Below are 15,031 nucleotides of genomic sequence, written 5' to 3' on the forward strand. Positions count from 1 at the left end.
TTCATCATTTTCAGCGAAGGCAACCTGAACAGAAATAAAAGATAAAACAACGAATTGAGCAATGCGGGTTAATCTCAGAGGACAAGAAATAACGTTATGGGCTACTTTGTAATTTTTGCTCATTTGTTGTTTCTCCACCATAATCATTTATTACACTGTAAAAAACTGAAGCACCGCTCAATTGCGTCGATTTTTTATTAGCGAGCGGAAATACTATTTCGCTTTTTGGCTTCACCATACGCTGGGGGAAGTTTTCTACAGCAGCTAATACAGCTGACCCTGTTGTTCGACGAATCTCAACCTTGCTGAAAGTGATGTAATAGGGAGAGTCGTTTACTACTTTTATGTTGTTCCCTTGTTGGAATATTTTTAATTCTTTATAAGACTGTAATGGTGTTGGTTGCAGATTATCCGGGCGGTAGAATAATTTTATTCGGGTACGAAATGCCAACTGCATATGTGTTTTGCCCGACGTTGAATCCTGTGCTTTTGGCGGAATTTCCAGCATGTTGAACCAAAACAAGGACTCCCTGTCCTGCGGCAATGACGGGTTCGTCGCCATGATTCGCACAGCTTGCCCCTTCGCCGGATCAATACGAACAACGGGAGGAGCAATGAGGAACGGAACCGTGATCTCCCCAGGCTTTGCATTTGGGTTACCATCATCCATCCATATTTGTAAAAGATAAGGATTATTCCCCCGGTTTTTTAACTGTACCGTTGATTCCTTGTCTTTTGCATTAAATACAATGCGTGTTCCGTTAATCACAACGTCAGCCATAGCGTTCAGTGAGAACGCCGAAAATAACAATACCAGCCCGGAAGATAATATCTTTAACATCTCATCACCTCATAATCAGGAGTAAAGGACGCCGCCTTTACTCCTGTCTTTATTACTCGTAAACCATGGTGTAATCGACCTGAGTCGTTACAGAACCCGCAGTAGATGCGCCAGTAGCATAATATTGCGCAAAGTAATTCAGCGTACCGTTTCCAGAAGAGATATCGACAGGGATATCATTCTGGCCATTCGCTACTGAAGCCCCTGCAACAATGGCGTCACGATCGGCGTTTAATAATTGAACCTGCACGTTAGTCGCTGCATCTGCCGCTGCTGAATCAATGTTCAGACGACCGGTTGTGCTATCAACATAAGCGCCAGGTTCGAAGTAGGTGCTGGCGGTATTTAAAGATGTTCCTGAGCAGTTACTCAGCGAGATAGTGAACGGCGTAGCACCTGCCGTTGCGCCTGCTGCGCCGAGCGTAGTAGCCGAAACGGTCGGCAGCGTTACCGTTGCATCATTACTGCCACCGTCGACAGAAATAGTACAAGTTGTATCAGTAATTTGTCCGTTAATTGTAATAGTTCCATCCACCGCAAATGCTGAAGCAGTAAATGCGGAAGTGATAACCATTGCTAACGCGGATAACGCATAATTATATTTACGCATAATAAATTCCCCTGGTGTTGTTGATATAAATGAACGACGTATTGAATGTGTTATTAAGGCAAAACAAACCTCACCCCATTATCAAAAATGAGTACTGAATAACACCTTCCGGTTCCATTGACATAATATACGCAAAACTTTCATCCGCAATATTAGGATTTTTCAACCAAAAGAAATCAAATCCAAATGCTTACAGGAAAATAAAGTACCGCATAATATCTGCGCTATTCACCATGCAAAATATATCGATAACCAGGTTTTTATAAGACAGTATCAGTTAAAAAAAGATAAAATTTTATAAATCAAATAAATTGATCCAGATCACTGCACGACCCAAAATAGTCGAAATTTAAACATATAAAAAACACAATAAAAACCAAATATCAAACAAACAGGAACAAAACGATCACATTTATTGCTGCATTATTAGCCAGAAAACACCACTTTTAGAATTACGAGAATAATCCTGACAATACGACTAAAGTATTTTATATAATTTATTAATAATTAATGGGTTATTACAAACAAATCATTTTTTTAATTTTTTGCAAGAATAATCCTATTTAGATTCTAAACGTAACTATTGTTAAGCCAAGGTTACAATACATACCATTTCCAGGAATTTTACCGGAACGATCTTTTCTTTTAATCACCTACTATTTCTCAGTATAAAAATCTAAAGATTGCTTACCACAACCTTACAAAAAAGGACAATCCACTATTAGAATCGGCTTTTTTGAGCACAAAAAAGAATGGAAGGGGAAAGTTTGTTGAAAACTCCGAACGGGGAAAAAAGAAGAGAAATTTCGCTATTGTCGTTAAGCGGGAAATACCATGCTGCATGGTATCGCCAGAAAAGAGTCTCTGGCGATAAAGTTCATTTAACTTAAAGCGTTACCGATCACCACCCCGGCACCGCGCCACCGTTAAAGATAGTCTCTGCGGCTTTCGCAACTTCCGACGATTGATAAGACTGCAAAAACGCTTTCACATTTTCAGCATCTTTGTTGTCTTCCCGCGCCACCAGTATGTTCACATACGGCGAGTTTTTATCTTCGATAAAGACGCTGTCATGTACCGGCGAAAGTCCGGTTTGCTGGATGTAGGTGGTGCTAATGATCGCCACATCCACTTTCGCATCGTCCAGTACGCGCGGCAGCTGCGCGCCTTCCAGTTCCATAATATTCAGATGACGTGGGTTGTCGGTGATATCCAGCGCCGTTGGTAACAGACCTTTCCCCTCTTTCAGGGTAATCAACTTCTCTTTTTGCAGCAGCAGGAGCGCACGCCCGAGGTTGGTCGGATCGTTAGGAATGGCGATCGTCGCCCCGTCTTTCAGTTGATCAACCGTTTTAATTTTTTTCGAGTAGCCCGCCATCGGGAAAACAAAGGTGTTGCCTACCGCTACCAGCGTGTAGTTATGGGCTTTGTTATCTTGTTCGAGGAACGGTCGATGCTGGAACACGTTGGCGTCCAGTTCGCCGTGATTGGTCGCATCGTTAGGCAGCAATGAACCGCTGAATCCTACCAGTTCCACATCAAGACCGTACTTCTCTTTGGCAACTTTCTTCGCGACTTCCGCCACATCCTGCTCGGCGCCGTTAATCACGCCGACTTTGATATGTTTCGCGTCGCTGCTTTGCTGATCGCACCCCGCCAGCAATATGCCCGCCAACAGTACCGCCGCCCCTGCCCGTAAATGAGGTATCGTCAATTTCACGTTTTTATCCTTATTAAATAACCATCTGATGGGTAATGAAATGACTATAGCGGGAAGGCCGCTGCGGTTTAAAAAACGAAAAGGCATCAGCAAGAAGAAAAAGGCATATACAAAAAGCCCGGTGGCGCGAACGCTTGCCGGGCCTACGTAAACTACGCCATCAAACCAGCGCTTTCACGATCTCTATTAACCTGACGATATCTTCAGGCCGGGTGTTTCCGGTTTGCGGATCGATAATCGAGCTGTAAACATGCGGCATCACGCGCGGCACGCCCGCCTCCAGACAGGTTTGCAAAATAACGCCGAAATTTTCCAGGGAAATGCCGCCGGTCGGTTCGATCAGCGTCATCCCGTTGCGGGCTGCGCTGGTTGCCAGCACATACAGCTCCGGTAACGACGTCTCGCCGCCCATCGGGAAAAACTTCGCCGCGTGCGCCCCCATATCCTGCATCATGCGTACCGCTGCATCGCAGGAAACGCGGGCCGGCGTCCCCTGGCTGCTGCAAACGCCAGTGGAGATAAGCACCTCGCCCGGCGTGCCTGTCGGGCTGACCAGCGCGTTGATATGCGTTTTTTCGCCGCCCGTTGCCGCCAGCGCGCCAGCGGCAAAACCACATCCGGTAAAGGTCTGGTTGACGTGCGCCGGGTGTACCTTTGCAGCAATCATCGCCGCCTTATAGTATTGCGCCGGATCGCCCGCTCCCAGCCCCACGGAGATGCACGGCACCTCCGCCATCCAGCGTTTTACCTCCTGAACACCGTCCTCCACTGAGGCAAACTGTGCGGAGAGGACGCCGATCGCCGCATGGCCTTCGGCAGCATCATAGATTTCCCTGGCATTGGCGATATCTTTCGCCAGTACGTTAATCGCCACACGATTACGATAAAAATTAATCTGCTGCATGGTCGGCAATCTCCTTCAGTCGCGCCACGATTAACGCCATTTCCCCTTCTGCGACCGTTCGCGGGTCGAGGCTGAAAACGCCCTGGTGGAGGTTATAGCGACGGGCATAAATGGCGATATCGCCGCCGCGCAGCTGAGCTTCGACTTCGCGGGCATCCAGCCCCAGTTCACGGGCATTCACCCGAATACGAATACGCCAGATCGCGCGCCCGGCCTCATCCTGCTCGATATCCGCACTCAACCCACGAATCGCTGAAATGGCGTCGGCTACCGGCTGAAGCTGTTCGGCGGTGACTACCGTCTGCCCCTGGTGATAATTCTCCAGCGCATATACCAGCCCAACCATATTCTCCTTACCGATCTTCATCGCTCTGGCGATGCCGTGATGCTGCGCTTTGCAGGCGGCGATCCACGTTCTCTTGCCGGTGATAAATCCAGAGGTTGGCGCATTGAAGGCTTTCGCGCCGCTGTAGACAACCATATCCGCGCCGCTCGCCACCCAGACGTGCAAATCCTCCTCGGCAGCAGCATCAACAATTAACGGCAGGTTGTGAATCTGCGCCACCTGGACGAAGTCTTCAATGCCCAACATCCCCTTCTGCACGCAGTGATGTGATTTCACATACAGCAGGGCGGCGGTGTCATCGGTAATCGCACTCTCCAGTTGCCAGCGCGCGGCCAGGTTGCTCGACCCCACTTCCACTACGCGCCCGCCTCCCAGACGGATCGCGCTGGTGATCGGCGCGCCGTAATCTACATTATGCCCACGCAGCATCACCACTTCATTGGCCATACCGGTACTGTCCGGCATCTGCGTGACCCGGGCCCGATCGCCACGGGTAATGGCGGCGGCAACGGCAATCGCAATTCCCGCCGAGGCGCATGAGGTAACATAACTGTCTTCAGCGCCGGTATAGCGGGAGACCCGCTCACCGGTTTTTTCCACCAGCTTGTCGATCTCGACAAAAGCGGAGGCCGCACGCGCCGTGGCGTGCATCACCTCCGGCGTGACGCTGGAGACGCCAAGAATCGTCATCTTGCCGCAGGCGTTAATCACCTGCTTCAGCCCCAGCTGTTGATAGATATTCTGTGTCATGGCTTACAACACTCCCAGCAGCGAGCAGACCACGCTAAGCGCCACAATCGACAGCAGAATGGTGGTATAACGCGGCCCTTTCTTCACCAGAAAGATGTAGATGGCAAATACTGCCGCCAGCGGCAGCAGGCCAGGCGCAATCGAATCGAGGATCTGCTGAACCACCACTTCAGAACCTTTCAGGGCGCTGATTTTCAGCGGGGTAGTGATCTTGACGTAGCTCGCCGACAGCGCCCCCATCATGATCAGCCCCAGCACGTTAGCGCCGTAGATCAGTTCCTTGATTCGCCCCCCTTGCAACAGCCCGACGATGGAATCACGCCCCAGCGTATAGCCTTTGTGAATCAGGCCGTAGCTGATCGCCAGCGTAATGGCCGGATAGAGAATCAGCGGCGCAATACCCCCGAATGCGCTGCCATTGGCGGCGAACGGAATAAAAATCGCAATCAACAGCGGCATCACCGCCGCCCAGACGATGGAATCACCCATCCCGGCCAGCGGCCCCATCAGGCCGGTTTTAATCCCGGTGATGGAGGCGTCGCTGATCGGTTCGCCACGCGTTTTCTGCTCTTCCATAGCGATGGAGATGCCCTGGATCACCGCGCCAAAGGTCTGTTCTGAGTTAAAGAAGTTCAGATGGCGCTTCAGCGCTTCCACCTGTTCCTCTTTTTGCGGGTAGAGTTTTTTGATGATCGGCGTCATCGAGGCGCAGAAAATCAGGCTCTGTAAACGTTCATAGGAGTTAGAAACCTCCGCGCCCAGCCAGTAGATAAACCACGCCCTGGTGATGTCCGCTTTGGTCAGCGCTCCGGTTTCCCGCGCACGCTCAACCAGTTCATGTTGCATTACGTCGCTGCTCATCATGCTGCTCCTTCATTTTTCGCCAGGCCTTTAATCAGGAAGGCCACACAGGTGCCGAAGATTGCCATCGCCATGATGTCAACCTTGAGGTACAGCACCGCGAAGAATCCACCGATAAACCACGGCAGCAGACTCTTTTTGCCGATCACCATAATGGTGATGGCGAAGCCCAGCGCCGGGAGGATCCCGCCCATGATTTCAAAGGAGTGGGTCAGCCAGTGCGGCATCAGCTTGAGGAAGCTTTCCACTACGTTCTGGCCGAAATAGTTGGCGGCGAACACCACCGGGAAACGCAGCGCCAGACCGAGTAACGCCGGGTAAAGGAAAGCGCAGCGCATAATGCCTGCCATGTTTGCCGTTTCCGCGTGTTTGTCGGCCATATGTACCCAGGCGGCGTTCAGCGTACGGCGTAGCTGGTCGAGGAATACGCCGATCACGCCAAACGGAATCGCCAGCGCAATCGCCAGGTTGGGGTCCATTCCGGCTTTAACCGCAATGGGGATCGAGATACAGGCCGCCAGCGCCGGATCTGACGGCACGTTGCCGCCCGGCGTCGAGGTCACGCCCAGATAGACGAGCTGCATACCCGCCCCGATGATCATCGCCGTCTGCATATTCCCGAGCAGCAGCCCCACAAAGACCGCGACAACCACCGGCTGAAGCAGCATGGCGGAGAAGGTGTAGCCAAGGCGTAATCGGGCAAACCAGTAATACAACCCCATCAGGCTTGCAAAGACTAAAGTATCCATAGTGTTATCCCATTATCAGAGGGTTAGAATTTTTTCAGGATATCGTCCAGCGACTGTGGTTTATCTTCCGGGATAGTCTGGAAGAACACCTGAATCCCACGACTTTTCAGGTCGTTAAGAATGCCAACGTCTTTTTCATCGAGCGTAATGTTCTGGAAAACCGCTTTGCGGTTTGGCCCACCGCCTAAGCCCCCAACCTGAATGGTGGTGACATCAAATCCCTGCTGCACGGCCTGTTGAATAGCCGCCAGAGACGGGAACAACACCAGCACATTGCCGTCGCCGAGTTGGTTTTCTTTCCACGATGCCGCAAAGCTCTGGTTGCTGTAGCAATCCACTTTGATGTTTGGCGGCGCGGCCATCAGGTAGATATTTTTCATAAACGGATCGGCGTCCAGTTCGTCACTGACCACGGCAATCCGGTTTGCCTGGGATTGTCCGACCCACTTCGTCACGACCTGCCCATGAATCAGACGGCTGTCGATGCGACATAACACGATGTTTGCCATAATGATTTTCCTTATTGTGATTGTTGTAATTGACGAACATGGGCGACGACATCCAGACAACTGCTGCGCCCGGCTTCCACCAGACCGCTCACGCAGGCGGTAAGCGGGCCGTGTTCGCGCCGATCCAGCGCCTCCAGCAGCAGCGAGGCGTTCAGCCCGGAAACCACCGCCACCGGATAATCCGCACTCAGTCGTGCCGCCACGTTGGAGGTCGTGCCGCCAACAAAATCGGTCAGAATAAGTGAGCCTGCCGGCATGGTTTTCACCACGGCTTCGACACGTTGATAAAACTCGCCCAGCGTATCCACGGGCATGAGCGCAATTTCTGTTACGCCTTTAATTTCCCCCATCACCATGCGAAGGCTGTTGCAGAGCTGTTGTCCCCAGCCGCCATGCGTCAGCAGCAGGATCTGGGGCAAGGATTCAGTGGTAGTCAAAATGGCCTCCTGGCTCGATTACATGAGACTGACAATGCCCGATAGCGTCACCGCCGTAGGCCGGATAAGGCGTTTACGCCGCCATCCGGCACACATTGCCCGGTGGCGCTACGCTTACCGGGCCTACGAACCGGGCCTACGAATAGCAAACGCCATCCGGCAAAACTCATCAGAGTAAGAGCAAAGGCTGTGCCAGGATTTGTGTCACGCGAGGGGAGAAGAGAGGTCTGGCGAGGCGCAGCGCCACGCCAGATAAGGGATCAGCTATAGAGTAATTCGTAGATATAAAAATATTCCGCGTCCGATAAACGGATGGCATAAGCCTCTTCAATCGGCAGGAAAGCCGATTTGATGACACTAAACGCGCGGGCATCCAGATCCGGTTTGTTTTCCAGCGCCATCTGTAACGGTTTTCGGTTAATCACGATACGCTCGACCATGCAGCAGCAGTGGATCAGGAAGCGCAGTGTCACCTGGCGGCTTGGTTTCAGCGAAAGCGTGGTGGTCAGATGGTTAAGCACCCCTTCCATTTCTTTCAGAATGCGCTGCGGGTTAAGCACTGAAATATGGTTGATGATGCTCTCCATCGTCAGCGCGCTGATAAAGCGCATTGCGCTACGTTCCATTTCCAGGCGGCGTTCAGCGCTGGTGAGGTCCGGCGTTAACAGGCTCAACACCAGTTCCGGCCCTTGCTCAGAGAACAATTCCTCCAGCGAAATGAATGGAATATCCGGCAGCCCCGGCTGGAAGGTGCCAACAATACCCGCCAGTCGTTCACTGGCATGCAGCGACTGCTGGACGCGCTCCAGGCTGCGAACATCGTTGTAATCGAGGATCACCATCCGCGTGTCCTGCGACATCAGCTCGCCAAAACTCTCCTCCAGCACCTTTTTGATTTTTTCCGCCGTGCCCATGCCGGTAATACAGGAGATAACCAGCACTTTGCCGCCGTTTTCCTGCTGTGGCGTACAAAGCTGGCAGGGGATGCTTTTACCCTGCATTAACGCCGCCAGCTGCGGCAGGTCGCTGGTTTCATAGCTTAAATCCAGCCCCACCTCCAGCAGGCTGGTCAGGGTTATATTTGGCATCAGCAGAACGTCAATCTGGAATAATTTGCTGATCGTACTGCCAAAATGTACCAGCGAGCCGATGTCCACCATCAGGATCAGCCGCTGATAACGTCGGGTCTGAATCATCTGGGTCAGGGTTTCCAGCGTGTCATGCACCGACTGCTCAAACGGCATATCAATAGCACTGAACAACTCGCGCTCCAGCACCCGATTCACATACTGCGCCATGCTTGTGGCCGTTGTTGCGCCGTGAGCAATCAGGATCACCCCGCAGTCCGGGCTGGCGTCGATACGCTGACGATAATGACGACACTCTTTGAGGAACAGACACAGCCAGACCACTTCCGTCGCCGGACACTGAATATGCAGCAATTCATTGATTTTTCGGCACAATAATGTGGCGTTATCGTACTCATCTTTGCAACGATCGAGGATCAGGCTGGAAGAATAAAGCTGCGGGATCAGGCCGCGCTGAACGTAGCCAATCAGCGCCAGAAAATGTTTACGCAGCGGATTTACCAGGTTCTCCGGCAGCGTAAACGTAAGCACCTGCTCCACGCAGCCAATAAGCAGCGTCACGCGTTCCTCAATCTGGTCGCCATAACGCGGCGGATGCGCAATATTGTCGCGACTGTAGAGGCCATATTCAAAAATCGAGCTGAGCTTATTTTTCAGGATCGCCAGCGTTTCCGCCGGAGGCACGTTACTGTTGCGCAGATTGACGTATTCGCGGGTCAGGAAGCTGTAAAAGAGATCGCTCTCTTCAATCTCGGCACCCGTCGCCAGCGACGTTTTCAAGGCGGGCAACGTGCGCGCGTCAACGTTCAAGCGCTCTTTGCCGTCAAACAGCGTGTCCACCAGCAAACGTTGCTCCGGCGTGGCGTTAAACGGCATTTCCGCCAGCCGTTTATCCAGTTGCAGCGTATCGTTATGCTCCGTCATCCCCGACGCCCACGCCTGAGCGCAGAGGAACTGGATATCACTCTTGAGCTGGCCGATGTTGCCTTCCAGCGGCTTATTCAGCAGCCAGAGCAGCAGCGTCTTGTCGATACTCACCGTGCGCTCAATTTTGCGACTTTCACGTTGCAAAAAGCCGACAATCAGCTCCACCTGTTCTTCGATTGAACGCTGGCGAATGCCCGGCAGATCGATACAGACCTGAATACGCCGCTGAAAAGTACGCAACAACGCCGAACTTACCGGTTCAGTCGTCGCGCAAATCAGGCGTACCGATATCGAACGCGCCTTGCTGCTTGCCCCCAGCGGACGGTATTCACCTTTATCGAGAATGGAGAACAGCTTTTCCTGCCCTTCATATGGCAGACGGTGTACCTCATCCAGCAACAGATAGCCGCCGTCCGCCTGCTCCACCAGGCCTGGTTTATTCTCGCTCGCTCCGGTAAACGCTCCCTGTCGATGACCAAACAGGTGCGAAGAGAGCAGTTCCGGGTTATGGGCATATTCCGCACAGTTAAAATAGACCAGCGGCGGCAGGGAGCCAGCGGCGTGCTCGCAGGCAAAGCGGTGCATCAGTTCAGCAAAGAAGGTTTTGCCAACGCCGGAAGGTCCGGTCAGCAACACATGCAACCCGTGGGGGTAAAGCACTGCGGCGCGGCCTTTTTCTACTGCATCGCGCAGGCTGCGATCGTAGCCAATCAGACCGGTAAAGGGATCGTCGATTGTGTGCCCTTCCTGACGCGGCAACAGATCGGCAATCGTACGTACTTCACGTTCGGCGTCATCCAGCTTACGCCCCAGCAGCGTTTCCAGCGCCTGACGGTGCAGGAAAAACACCGGGCGGCCCCGGCTTTTGATCGCCAGACCATCATTGCAGAGTTGATTGAGATCTTTACTGACCGAGTTGCGCGCCAGCCCGAGGTTAAAGCCAATGGCTTCCGCCGTAAATGCCGTCTCCTGCGCCAGATCGGCAAGATTCAGCCCGCGCGTCAGCCGTTCGAGTTCCCCCAGTATTACCTCAATCCGTCTCATCTCTTTACCGCTTAAGAAATAAATGATTGTTCAGAACATACACTATTCTGCTACGCAAGAAAGTGAGAGAGCGGGGAGAATCCGCCTACAACTTACAGACGAGACGGTTTTGCGAAGTAATGCGGACCGCTGAGAGAGTCGTGTTCTGTCTATACTTATGCTTAAACTTTGAATACTGGATGATGACGATGAAACAAACCGCCCTGCTGCTTTTTACCGCCCTTCTCGCGCTGCCAGGCATTGCGTTGGCTAACTCGCCTTATAGCTCGCTTCAGACCGCTAACGAAAAAAGCACCGTCCTGAAAGAGCTACGCAAAATGTGTACACCGCAGGCATCGCTGTCGGATGAGGCATGGGAGAAAATGATCATGTCGAATGAGAGTAATCAACAGCACATCCGCGAGGCGATCGTGGCGATAGAAAGGAACAACCAGAATAACTACTGGGAAGCGCTCGGCAAAGTCGAATGCCCGGATATGTAAAACGTCATGGGTGACCGAATCGTCACCCCTTTTGACGTATTATCGCGTCGTTTGTATGCGAACTTTTACCGTCACCAGCAGCGCCGTCAGCAACATCAGGCTGCCGGAGAGCGCCAGCGGCGACAGCAGACCAAGGTTATCAAGCGCATAGCCGCCAACAGCCGCACCGCAGGTATTGGCAAGCTGGATCACCGCAACCTGAACGGACCCGGCTTTTTCCGCCTGATCGGCAAGCGTACGGGTGATCCACGTTGACCACCCTACCGGCACCAGCGCAAACGACAGCCCCCAGACAATCGCGATCCCTGCCGCCACCACTTTTTCGCTTCCCCACAACGTCAGCACCAGCGCGCTGACGGCCAGAACCAACGGCGCGCCTGCCAGCGCCAGTTTGACCGAGCGTTTAAGAATAAAAGAGGAGAGCGACGTTCCCACAAAACTGGCGATGCCAAAGCTCAGCAGCACCAGCGTCAGGCCATCGACATCAAAGCCCGCCAGATTCATATACACCGGGCGGATGTAGGTAAAGAACGCGAACTGTCCGGCAAAGGACATAAAGATGGCGATCATCCCCGCCATTACGCCGGGACGTTGCAACAGACTGAAGATATTTTGTTTTTGGTGAGACGGTTCGCCAGGCAGCGAAGGTAACGATTTCACTACCCAAATAACACACAGTACGCCCATCACCGCCGCCGCGTTAAAAACATGACGCCAGCCAATAATCCCACCTAAAAAACTGCCCAGCGGCGCGGCGATCACCAGCGCGATGGAGACCGCGCCAAAAATAACCGACAACGCTTTAGGCACGGTACGCGGCGGCACCAGACGCATCGTCAACGAAGCCGACATCGCCCAGAATCCCCCCAACGCCAGCCCCAGGCAGGCACGCCCGGCCAACAGCAGCGTGAAGGAAGTTGCAAACGAGACCAGCAGACAGGAAAGCGTTAATAAAACGGCAAACAGGATCACCACATAGCGACGATCGGTCGCCTGAATAATTTGGGTGATAAACAGGCTGGCAAACATGGCGACAAACGCCGTTACCGTTACCGACTGCCCGGCGACGCCTTCAGAGATTCCGAGGTCCTGCGCCATCGGCGTCAGCAGGCTGACGGGCAAAAACTCAACGGTGATCAGGCAGGCAACACAGAACGCCACAGCGAAAACAGCCGACCAGTTTGGCCGGATAATCGTCTCAGCATGGGATTGTTCTTCGATTCTTGCACTCATTTCGTTACCTGCGTCTTTCTCTGCCAGAAAAGCCGTGCAGTGTAACATCTAAAGTGTGACGCATTTAACGTTTTAGCAACTATATTAATAGCCGGATGGCGCTGACGCTTATCCGGCCTACAGATTCATCGTGCCTGCGGGAATGGACGACTTCAATGCAACCAGTGCACGCCATCTTCAGGTTGAAAAAGGGCGTTGTAGCGTATCTGGAAGGCGTTAATCTCTTGCATATCCGGTTCTATTTCGCGCAGAAATCCCAGCGCCAGGCGTACCTGCGCGTCAGTAATTGGCGCGGCCAGACGCGTTTTTTGCAGCTGACGATACCACTGTTGCAGGTTCTGATCGCTGCCATCCACAATCACGATCTGCCAGATTAGCAATATCTGGGCGGCATTTTGCAGATGTGATTCATCAGGACGATGCAGGTACTGTAAAAACGCCTCTCCAGGCGCTTTACCCATCTGGTCGATCATTGACTCCACCGGCACCACGCTGATGCCCAGACGCTCGCTTAACCGACGAATCGCACGCCGGGCCCCCGAGGTGAGCACCCTGAAGCCAACAATAAACACCACGACCAGCGTGGCCAGCATAATCCAAATCATAACCTGCCCTGTTAAACCAACTTTGCAGAAAGCGCCTGACAGGCTTCACGAACCCACTGCGAATATTGTGGAATGCACTCTTTTGGCATTTGCAATTCAACACCGCTGATACTGATCGCAGCAATCACCTCATGATTACGATTAAACACCGGCGCAGCGATACAATAAATACCTGGGGAATCTTCCGCGTTATCAAAGACCCATCCTTGCTCACGGATTCTGGCAAACTCCTTTAGCAAGGCTTTCTTACTGGTGATGGTGGTCTCAGTGTATTGCGGTAACTGCTCATCCGGCAAAAGTTCGTCCATTTTGTCCTGCGGTAACCAGGCACAAAGCGCTTTCCCCACGCCGGAACTGTGCATCGGCAGCTTTTTACCGACCCAGGTACGAATACCGATTGGCTGAGTGTTCTCAAGCTTCATCAGGTAAATGGGCGCGACTTCATCCAGGATACCCAGATGGCAGGTCAGATCAGTTTGCTCACGCAATTTCTCCAGAACAGGCAGAGCAACGTTGCGGATATCAAATTGCTCCAGCGAACGATTACCCCATTCGTACAATTTCAGGCCCAGGAAAAAGCGCCCCTTTTCCAGACGCAAAAGGTGATGTTCGACCAATGCGTTTAACAATGATGACGTGCTGCTTTTAGGTAATGCTAAATCTTGTTGGATCTGGCTGAACGTCGCCCCTGGTGTATTGAAGAGGTAATTACAGATTTTTACCGTCTTATCCAGTGCGGGAACAGAGGTCGTAATATCCTGGCTCATACGAAATTAATCTTTTCTATTCATAGACTCCTCTCAGTATACCGCAATCACTTTCCTCAGGAATGCGGCTTTTTTGCGCATAGAGGAAGCACAGGCAATTCCTGAAATGTTAACCACCTAAATCAGATCGCTATCACAATTGTTCATTTGTTCTGCAAAAATCATTGACGAATGATTTGGATATTTGCTGTACTAATTTCAATATACAGAACATTAGTTCCATATACTGAACAAGAGGTAGCAATGTCGAACGTATTTAAAGGTATCTTTCCGCCAGTCCCAACCATTGTTGACAATCATGGCGAATTAGATCGCGCCGGAATGGCCACCATGATTGACCATGTCATTAACAACAGGGCTGACGGAATGCTGATTCTGGGCAGCGGCGGCGAGTTTTCACATTTTTCCACTGAGCAGAGAAAACAGATCGCCGAATTCAGTCTGCAATATGTTGCAGGAAGAGTACCGGTGTTAATTGGTATTGCCTGCGCCAGCACCGCAGAAACTATCCAGTTAGGTGAACACGCACAAAACGCAGGCGCTACGGGCGTACTGGTGGTGAATCCTTACTATGCGAAACTCAGTGATGACGCGCGTTTCACGCATTACAAACGCATTGCCGAAGCACTCAGTATACCTGTCTTTTTGTATAACTTCCCTGAGTTAACTGGCCAGGATATCGGTCTGGACGTGATCACCCGACTCGCCCGTGAAGTGCCTAATATTGTAGGAATTAAAGACACCATTGATAACATCAGCCACACCCGGGAAATTATTAATCGCGTCCACCCATTCCGCCCGGAGTTTATTGTCTTTAGCGGTTATGACGAATATTTGCTTGATACGCTATTGTTGGGCGGTCACGGTGGAATCCCTGCAACATTTAACTTTGCCCCACACATTACCAGAGGCATATATCAGGCATTTATTCGTGAAGACCTCACTACGGCTAAAGCACTACAGCAGCAACTGGCAACGCTTTCTCCTCTGTATACATTAGAACAGCCTTTTTTTGGCGTCATCAAGACAGCTATCAAATTAACTGGAGTGGATATTTCAACTGCCGTAGTTCCACCAGCCTTACCACTCAATGAGGAAAAAACAGCCCTTGTTCGAAATATTCTGGCCCGTATTACTCTGTAAATCAGCATGAGAGCA

At 51.8% G+C, this 15,031-nt stretch carries 15 protein-coding genes; 2 read left to right on the plus strand and 13 right to left on the minus strand.

Features of this window, described 5'->3' with window-relative positions; all coding sequences use genetic code 11:
- Window positions 1-94: 94 nt before the first annotated feature.
- The 10 genes from OGX80_RS07155 to dagR form a co-directional block, all read right to left on the minus strand.
- Window positions 95-841 carry a fimbria/pilus periplasmic chaperone gene (locus OGX80_RS07155; protein ID WP_012135800.1) on the minus strand — a complete coding sequence of 249 codons (747 nt, stop codon included), beginning with the start codon at window positions 839-841 and terminating at the stop codon, window positions 95-97.
- Between the two features lie 52 nt (window positions 842-893).
- The gene (locus OGX80_RS07160; RefSeq protein WP_114848127.1) at window positions 894-1,451 is read right to left on the minus strand and encodes a fimbrial protein; all 558 of its coding nucleotides are present in this window, start codon (window positions 1,449-1,451) and stop codon (window positions 894-896) included.
- 901 nt (window positions 1,452-2,352) lie between these two features.
- Window positions 2,353-3,171: a lipoprotein NlpA gene (gene nlpA, locus OGX80_RS07165; RefSeq protein WP_104867991.1), complete on the minus strand. Its 819-nt coding sequence runs from the start codon at window positions 3,169-3,171 to the stop codon at window positions 2,353-2,355.
- Between the two features lie 160 nt (window positions 3,172-3,331).
- Window positions 3,332-4,075 (minus strand): 2-dehydro-3-deoxy-phosphogluconate aldolase, encoded by a 744-nt coding sequence (gene dagF, locus OGX80_RS07170; protein WP_115180951.1) that lies wholly within the window; start codon window positions 4,073-4,075, stop codon window positions 3,332-3,334.
- The gene (gene dgaE, locus OGX80_RS07175; RefSeq protein WP_115180950.1) at window positions 4,062-5,171 is read right to left on the minus strand and encodes a D-glucosaminate-6-phosphate ammonia lyase; all 1,110 of its coding nucleotides are present in this window, start codon (window positions 5,169-5,171) and stop codon (window positions 4,062-4,064) included. The genes dagF and dgaE overlap by 14 nt, the downstream gene beginning before the upstream one ends.
- A gap of 3 nt (window positions 5,172-5,174) precedes the next feature.
- Window positions 5,175-6,035 carry a PTS system mannose/fructose/sorbose family transporter subunit IID gene (locus tag OGX80_RS07180; protein ID WP_012135806.1) on the minus strand — a complete coding sequence of 287 codons (861 nt, stop codon included), beginning with the start codon at window positions 6,033-6,035 and terminating at the stop codon, window positions 5,175-5,177.
- Window positions 6,032-6,781, minus strand: coding sequence for a PTS mannose/fructose/sorbose/N-acetylgalactosamine transporter subunit IIC (locus tag OGX80_RS07185; protein ID WP_012135807.1), 750 nt, complete (start codon window positions 6,779-6,781; stop codon window positions 6,032-6,034). Before OGX80_RS07185 ends, OGX80_RS07180 begins: the two co-directional genes overlap by 4 nt.
- Window positions 6,782-6,804: 23 nt before the next feature.
- Window positions 6,805-7,290, minus strand: a complete 486-nt coding sequence (locus tag OGX80_RS07190; protein ID WP_042323421.1) for a PTS sugar transporter subunit IIB — start codon at window positions 7,288-7,290, stop codon at window positions 6,805-6,807.
- An 11-nt stretch (window positions 7,291-7,301) separates the two neighbouring features.
- A complete protein-coding gene (locus tag OGX80_RS07195; protein WP_115180949.1) occupies window positions 7,302-7,727 on the minus strand; it encodes a PTS sugar transporter subunit IIA in 426 nt (141 codons plus the stop codon).
- A 260-nt stretch (window positions 7,728-7,987) separates the two neighbouring features.
- On the minus strand, window positions 7,988-10,786 hold the full coding sequence (gene dagR, locus OGX80_RS07200; protein ID WP_012135811.1) for a transcriptional regulator DagR: 2,799 nt from the start codon (window positions 10,784-10,786) through the stop codon (window positions 7,988-7,990).
- 188 nt (window positions 10,787-10,974) lie between these two features.
- On the opposite strand from dagR, the gene OGX80_RS07205 reads away from it, so the two are divergent.
- Complete coding sequence (locus OGX80_RS07205; protein ID WP_024131070.1) at window positions 10,975-11,268, plus strand: YicS family protein; 294 nt, start codon at window positions 10,975-10,977, stop codon at window positions 11,266-11,268.
- Between the two features lie 39 nt (window positions 11,269-11,307).
- Here OGX80_RS07205 and nepI read toward each other — a convergent pair whose 3' ends face one another.
- The 3 genes from nepI to OGX80_RS07220 all read right to left on the minus strand — a co-directional run bounded on the left by nepI (window position 11,308) and on the right by OGX80_RS07220 (window position 13,873).
- The gene (gene nepI, locus OGX80_RS07210) at window positions 11,308-12,501 is read right to left on the minus strand and encodes a purine ribonucleoside efflux pump NepI (RefSeq protein ID WP_024131071.1); all 1,194 of its coding nucleotides are present in this window, start codon (window positions 12,499-12,501) and stop codon (window positions 11,308-11,310) included.
- Window positions 12,502-12,653: 152 nt separating this feature from the next.
- Window positions 12,654-13,106 (minus strand): DUF1198 domain-containing protein, encoded by a 453-nt coding sequence (locus tag OGX80_RS07215; protein WP_012135814.1) that lies wholly within the window; start codon window positions 13,104-13,106, stop codon window positions 12,654-12,656.
- An 11-nt stretch (window positions 13,107-13,117) separates the two neighbouring features.
- A complete protein-coding gene (locus tag OGX80_RS07220) occupies window positions 13,118-13,873 on the minus strand; it encodes an IclR family transcriptional regulator (RefSeq protein ID WP_012135815.1) in 756 nt (251 codons plus the stop codon).
- Window positions 13,874-14,116: 243 nt separating this feature from the next.
- On the opposite strand from OGX80_RS07220, the gene OGX80_RS07225 reads away from it, so the two are divergent.
- Complete coding sequence (locus tag OGX80_RS07225; RefSeq protein ID WP_115180948.1) at window positions 14,117-15,016, plus strand: dihydrodipicolinate synthase family protein; 900 nt, start codon at window positions 14,117-14,119, stop codon at window positions 15,014-15,016.
- Window positions 15,017-15,031: the final 15 nt, after the last annotated feature.

Source organism: Citrobacter sp. CK194 (genome assembly GCF_030333395.1).
Classification (GTDB): domain Bacteria; phylum Pseudomonadota; class Gammaproteobacteria; order Enterobacterales; family Enterobacteriaceae; genus Citrobacter_B; species Citrobacter_B koseri.

Bases quoted from the DNA above. Each gene is read 5' to 3' on its own strand.
- OGX80_RS07220 (WP_012135815.1), bottom strand. From the start codon at position 13,873: ATGAGCCAGGATATTACGACCTCTGTTCCCGCACTGGATAAGACGGTA.
- OGX80_RS07215 (WP_012135814.1), bottom strand. From the start codon at position 13,106: ATGATTTGGATTATGCTGGCCACGCTGGTCGTGGTGTTTATTGTTGGC.
- OGX80_RS07180 (WP_012135806.1), bottom strand. From the start codon at position 6,035: ATGATGAGCAGCGACGTAATGCAACATGAACTGGTTGAGCGTGCGCGG.
- OGX80_RS07185 (WP_012135807.1), bottom strand. From the start codon at position 6,781: ATGGATACTTTAGTCTTTGCAAGCCTGATGGGGTTGTATTACTGGTTT.
- OGX80_RS07155 (WP_012135800.1), bottom strand. From the start codon at position 841: ATGTTAAAGATATTATCTTCCGGGCTGGTATTGTTATTTTCGGCGTTC.
- dagR (WP_012135811.1), bottom strand. From the start codon at position 10,786: ATGAGACGGATTGAGGTAATACTGGGGGAACTCGAACGGCTGACGCGC.
- dagF (WP_115180951.1), bottom strand. From the start codon at position 4,075: ATGCAGCAGATTAATTTTTATCGTAATCGTGTGGCGATTAACGTACTG.
- dgaE (WP_115180950.1), bottom strand. From the start codon at position 5,171: ATGACACAGAATATCTATCAACAGCTGGGGCTGAAGCAGGTGATTAAC.
- OGX80_RS07190 (WP_042323421.1), bottom strand. From the start codon at position 7,290: ATGGCAAACATCGTGTTATGTCGCATCGACAGCCGTCTGATTCATGGG.
- OGX80_RS07225 (WP_115180948.1), top strand. From the start codon at position 14,117: ATGTCGAACGTATTTAAAGGTATCTTTCCGCCAGTCCCAACCATTGTT.
- OGX80_RS07160 (WP_114848127.1), bottom strand. From the start codon at position 1,451: ATGCGTAAATATAATTATGCGTTATCCGCGTTAGCAATGGTTATCACT.
- nepI (WP_024131071.1), bottom strand. From the start codon at position 12,501: ATGAGTGCAAGAATCGAAGAACAATCCCATGCTGAGACGATTATCCGG.
- OGX80_RS07205 (WP_024131070.1), top strand. From the start codon at position 10,975: ATGAAACAAACCGCCCTGCTGCTTTTTACCGCCCTTCTCGCGCTGCCA.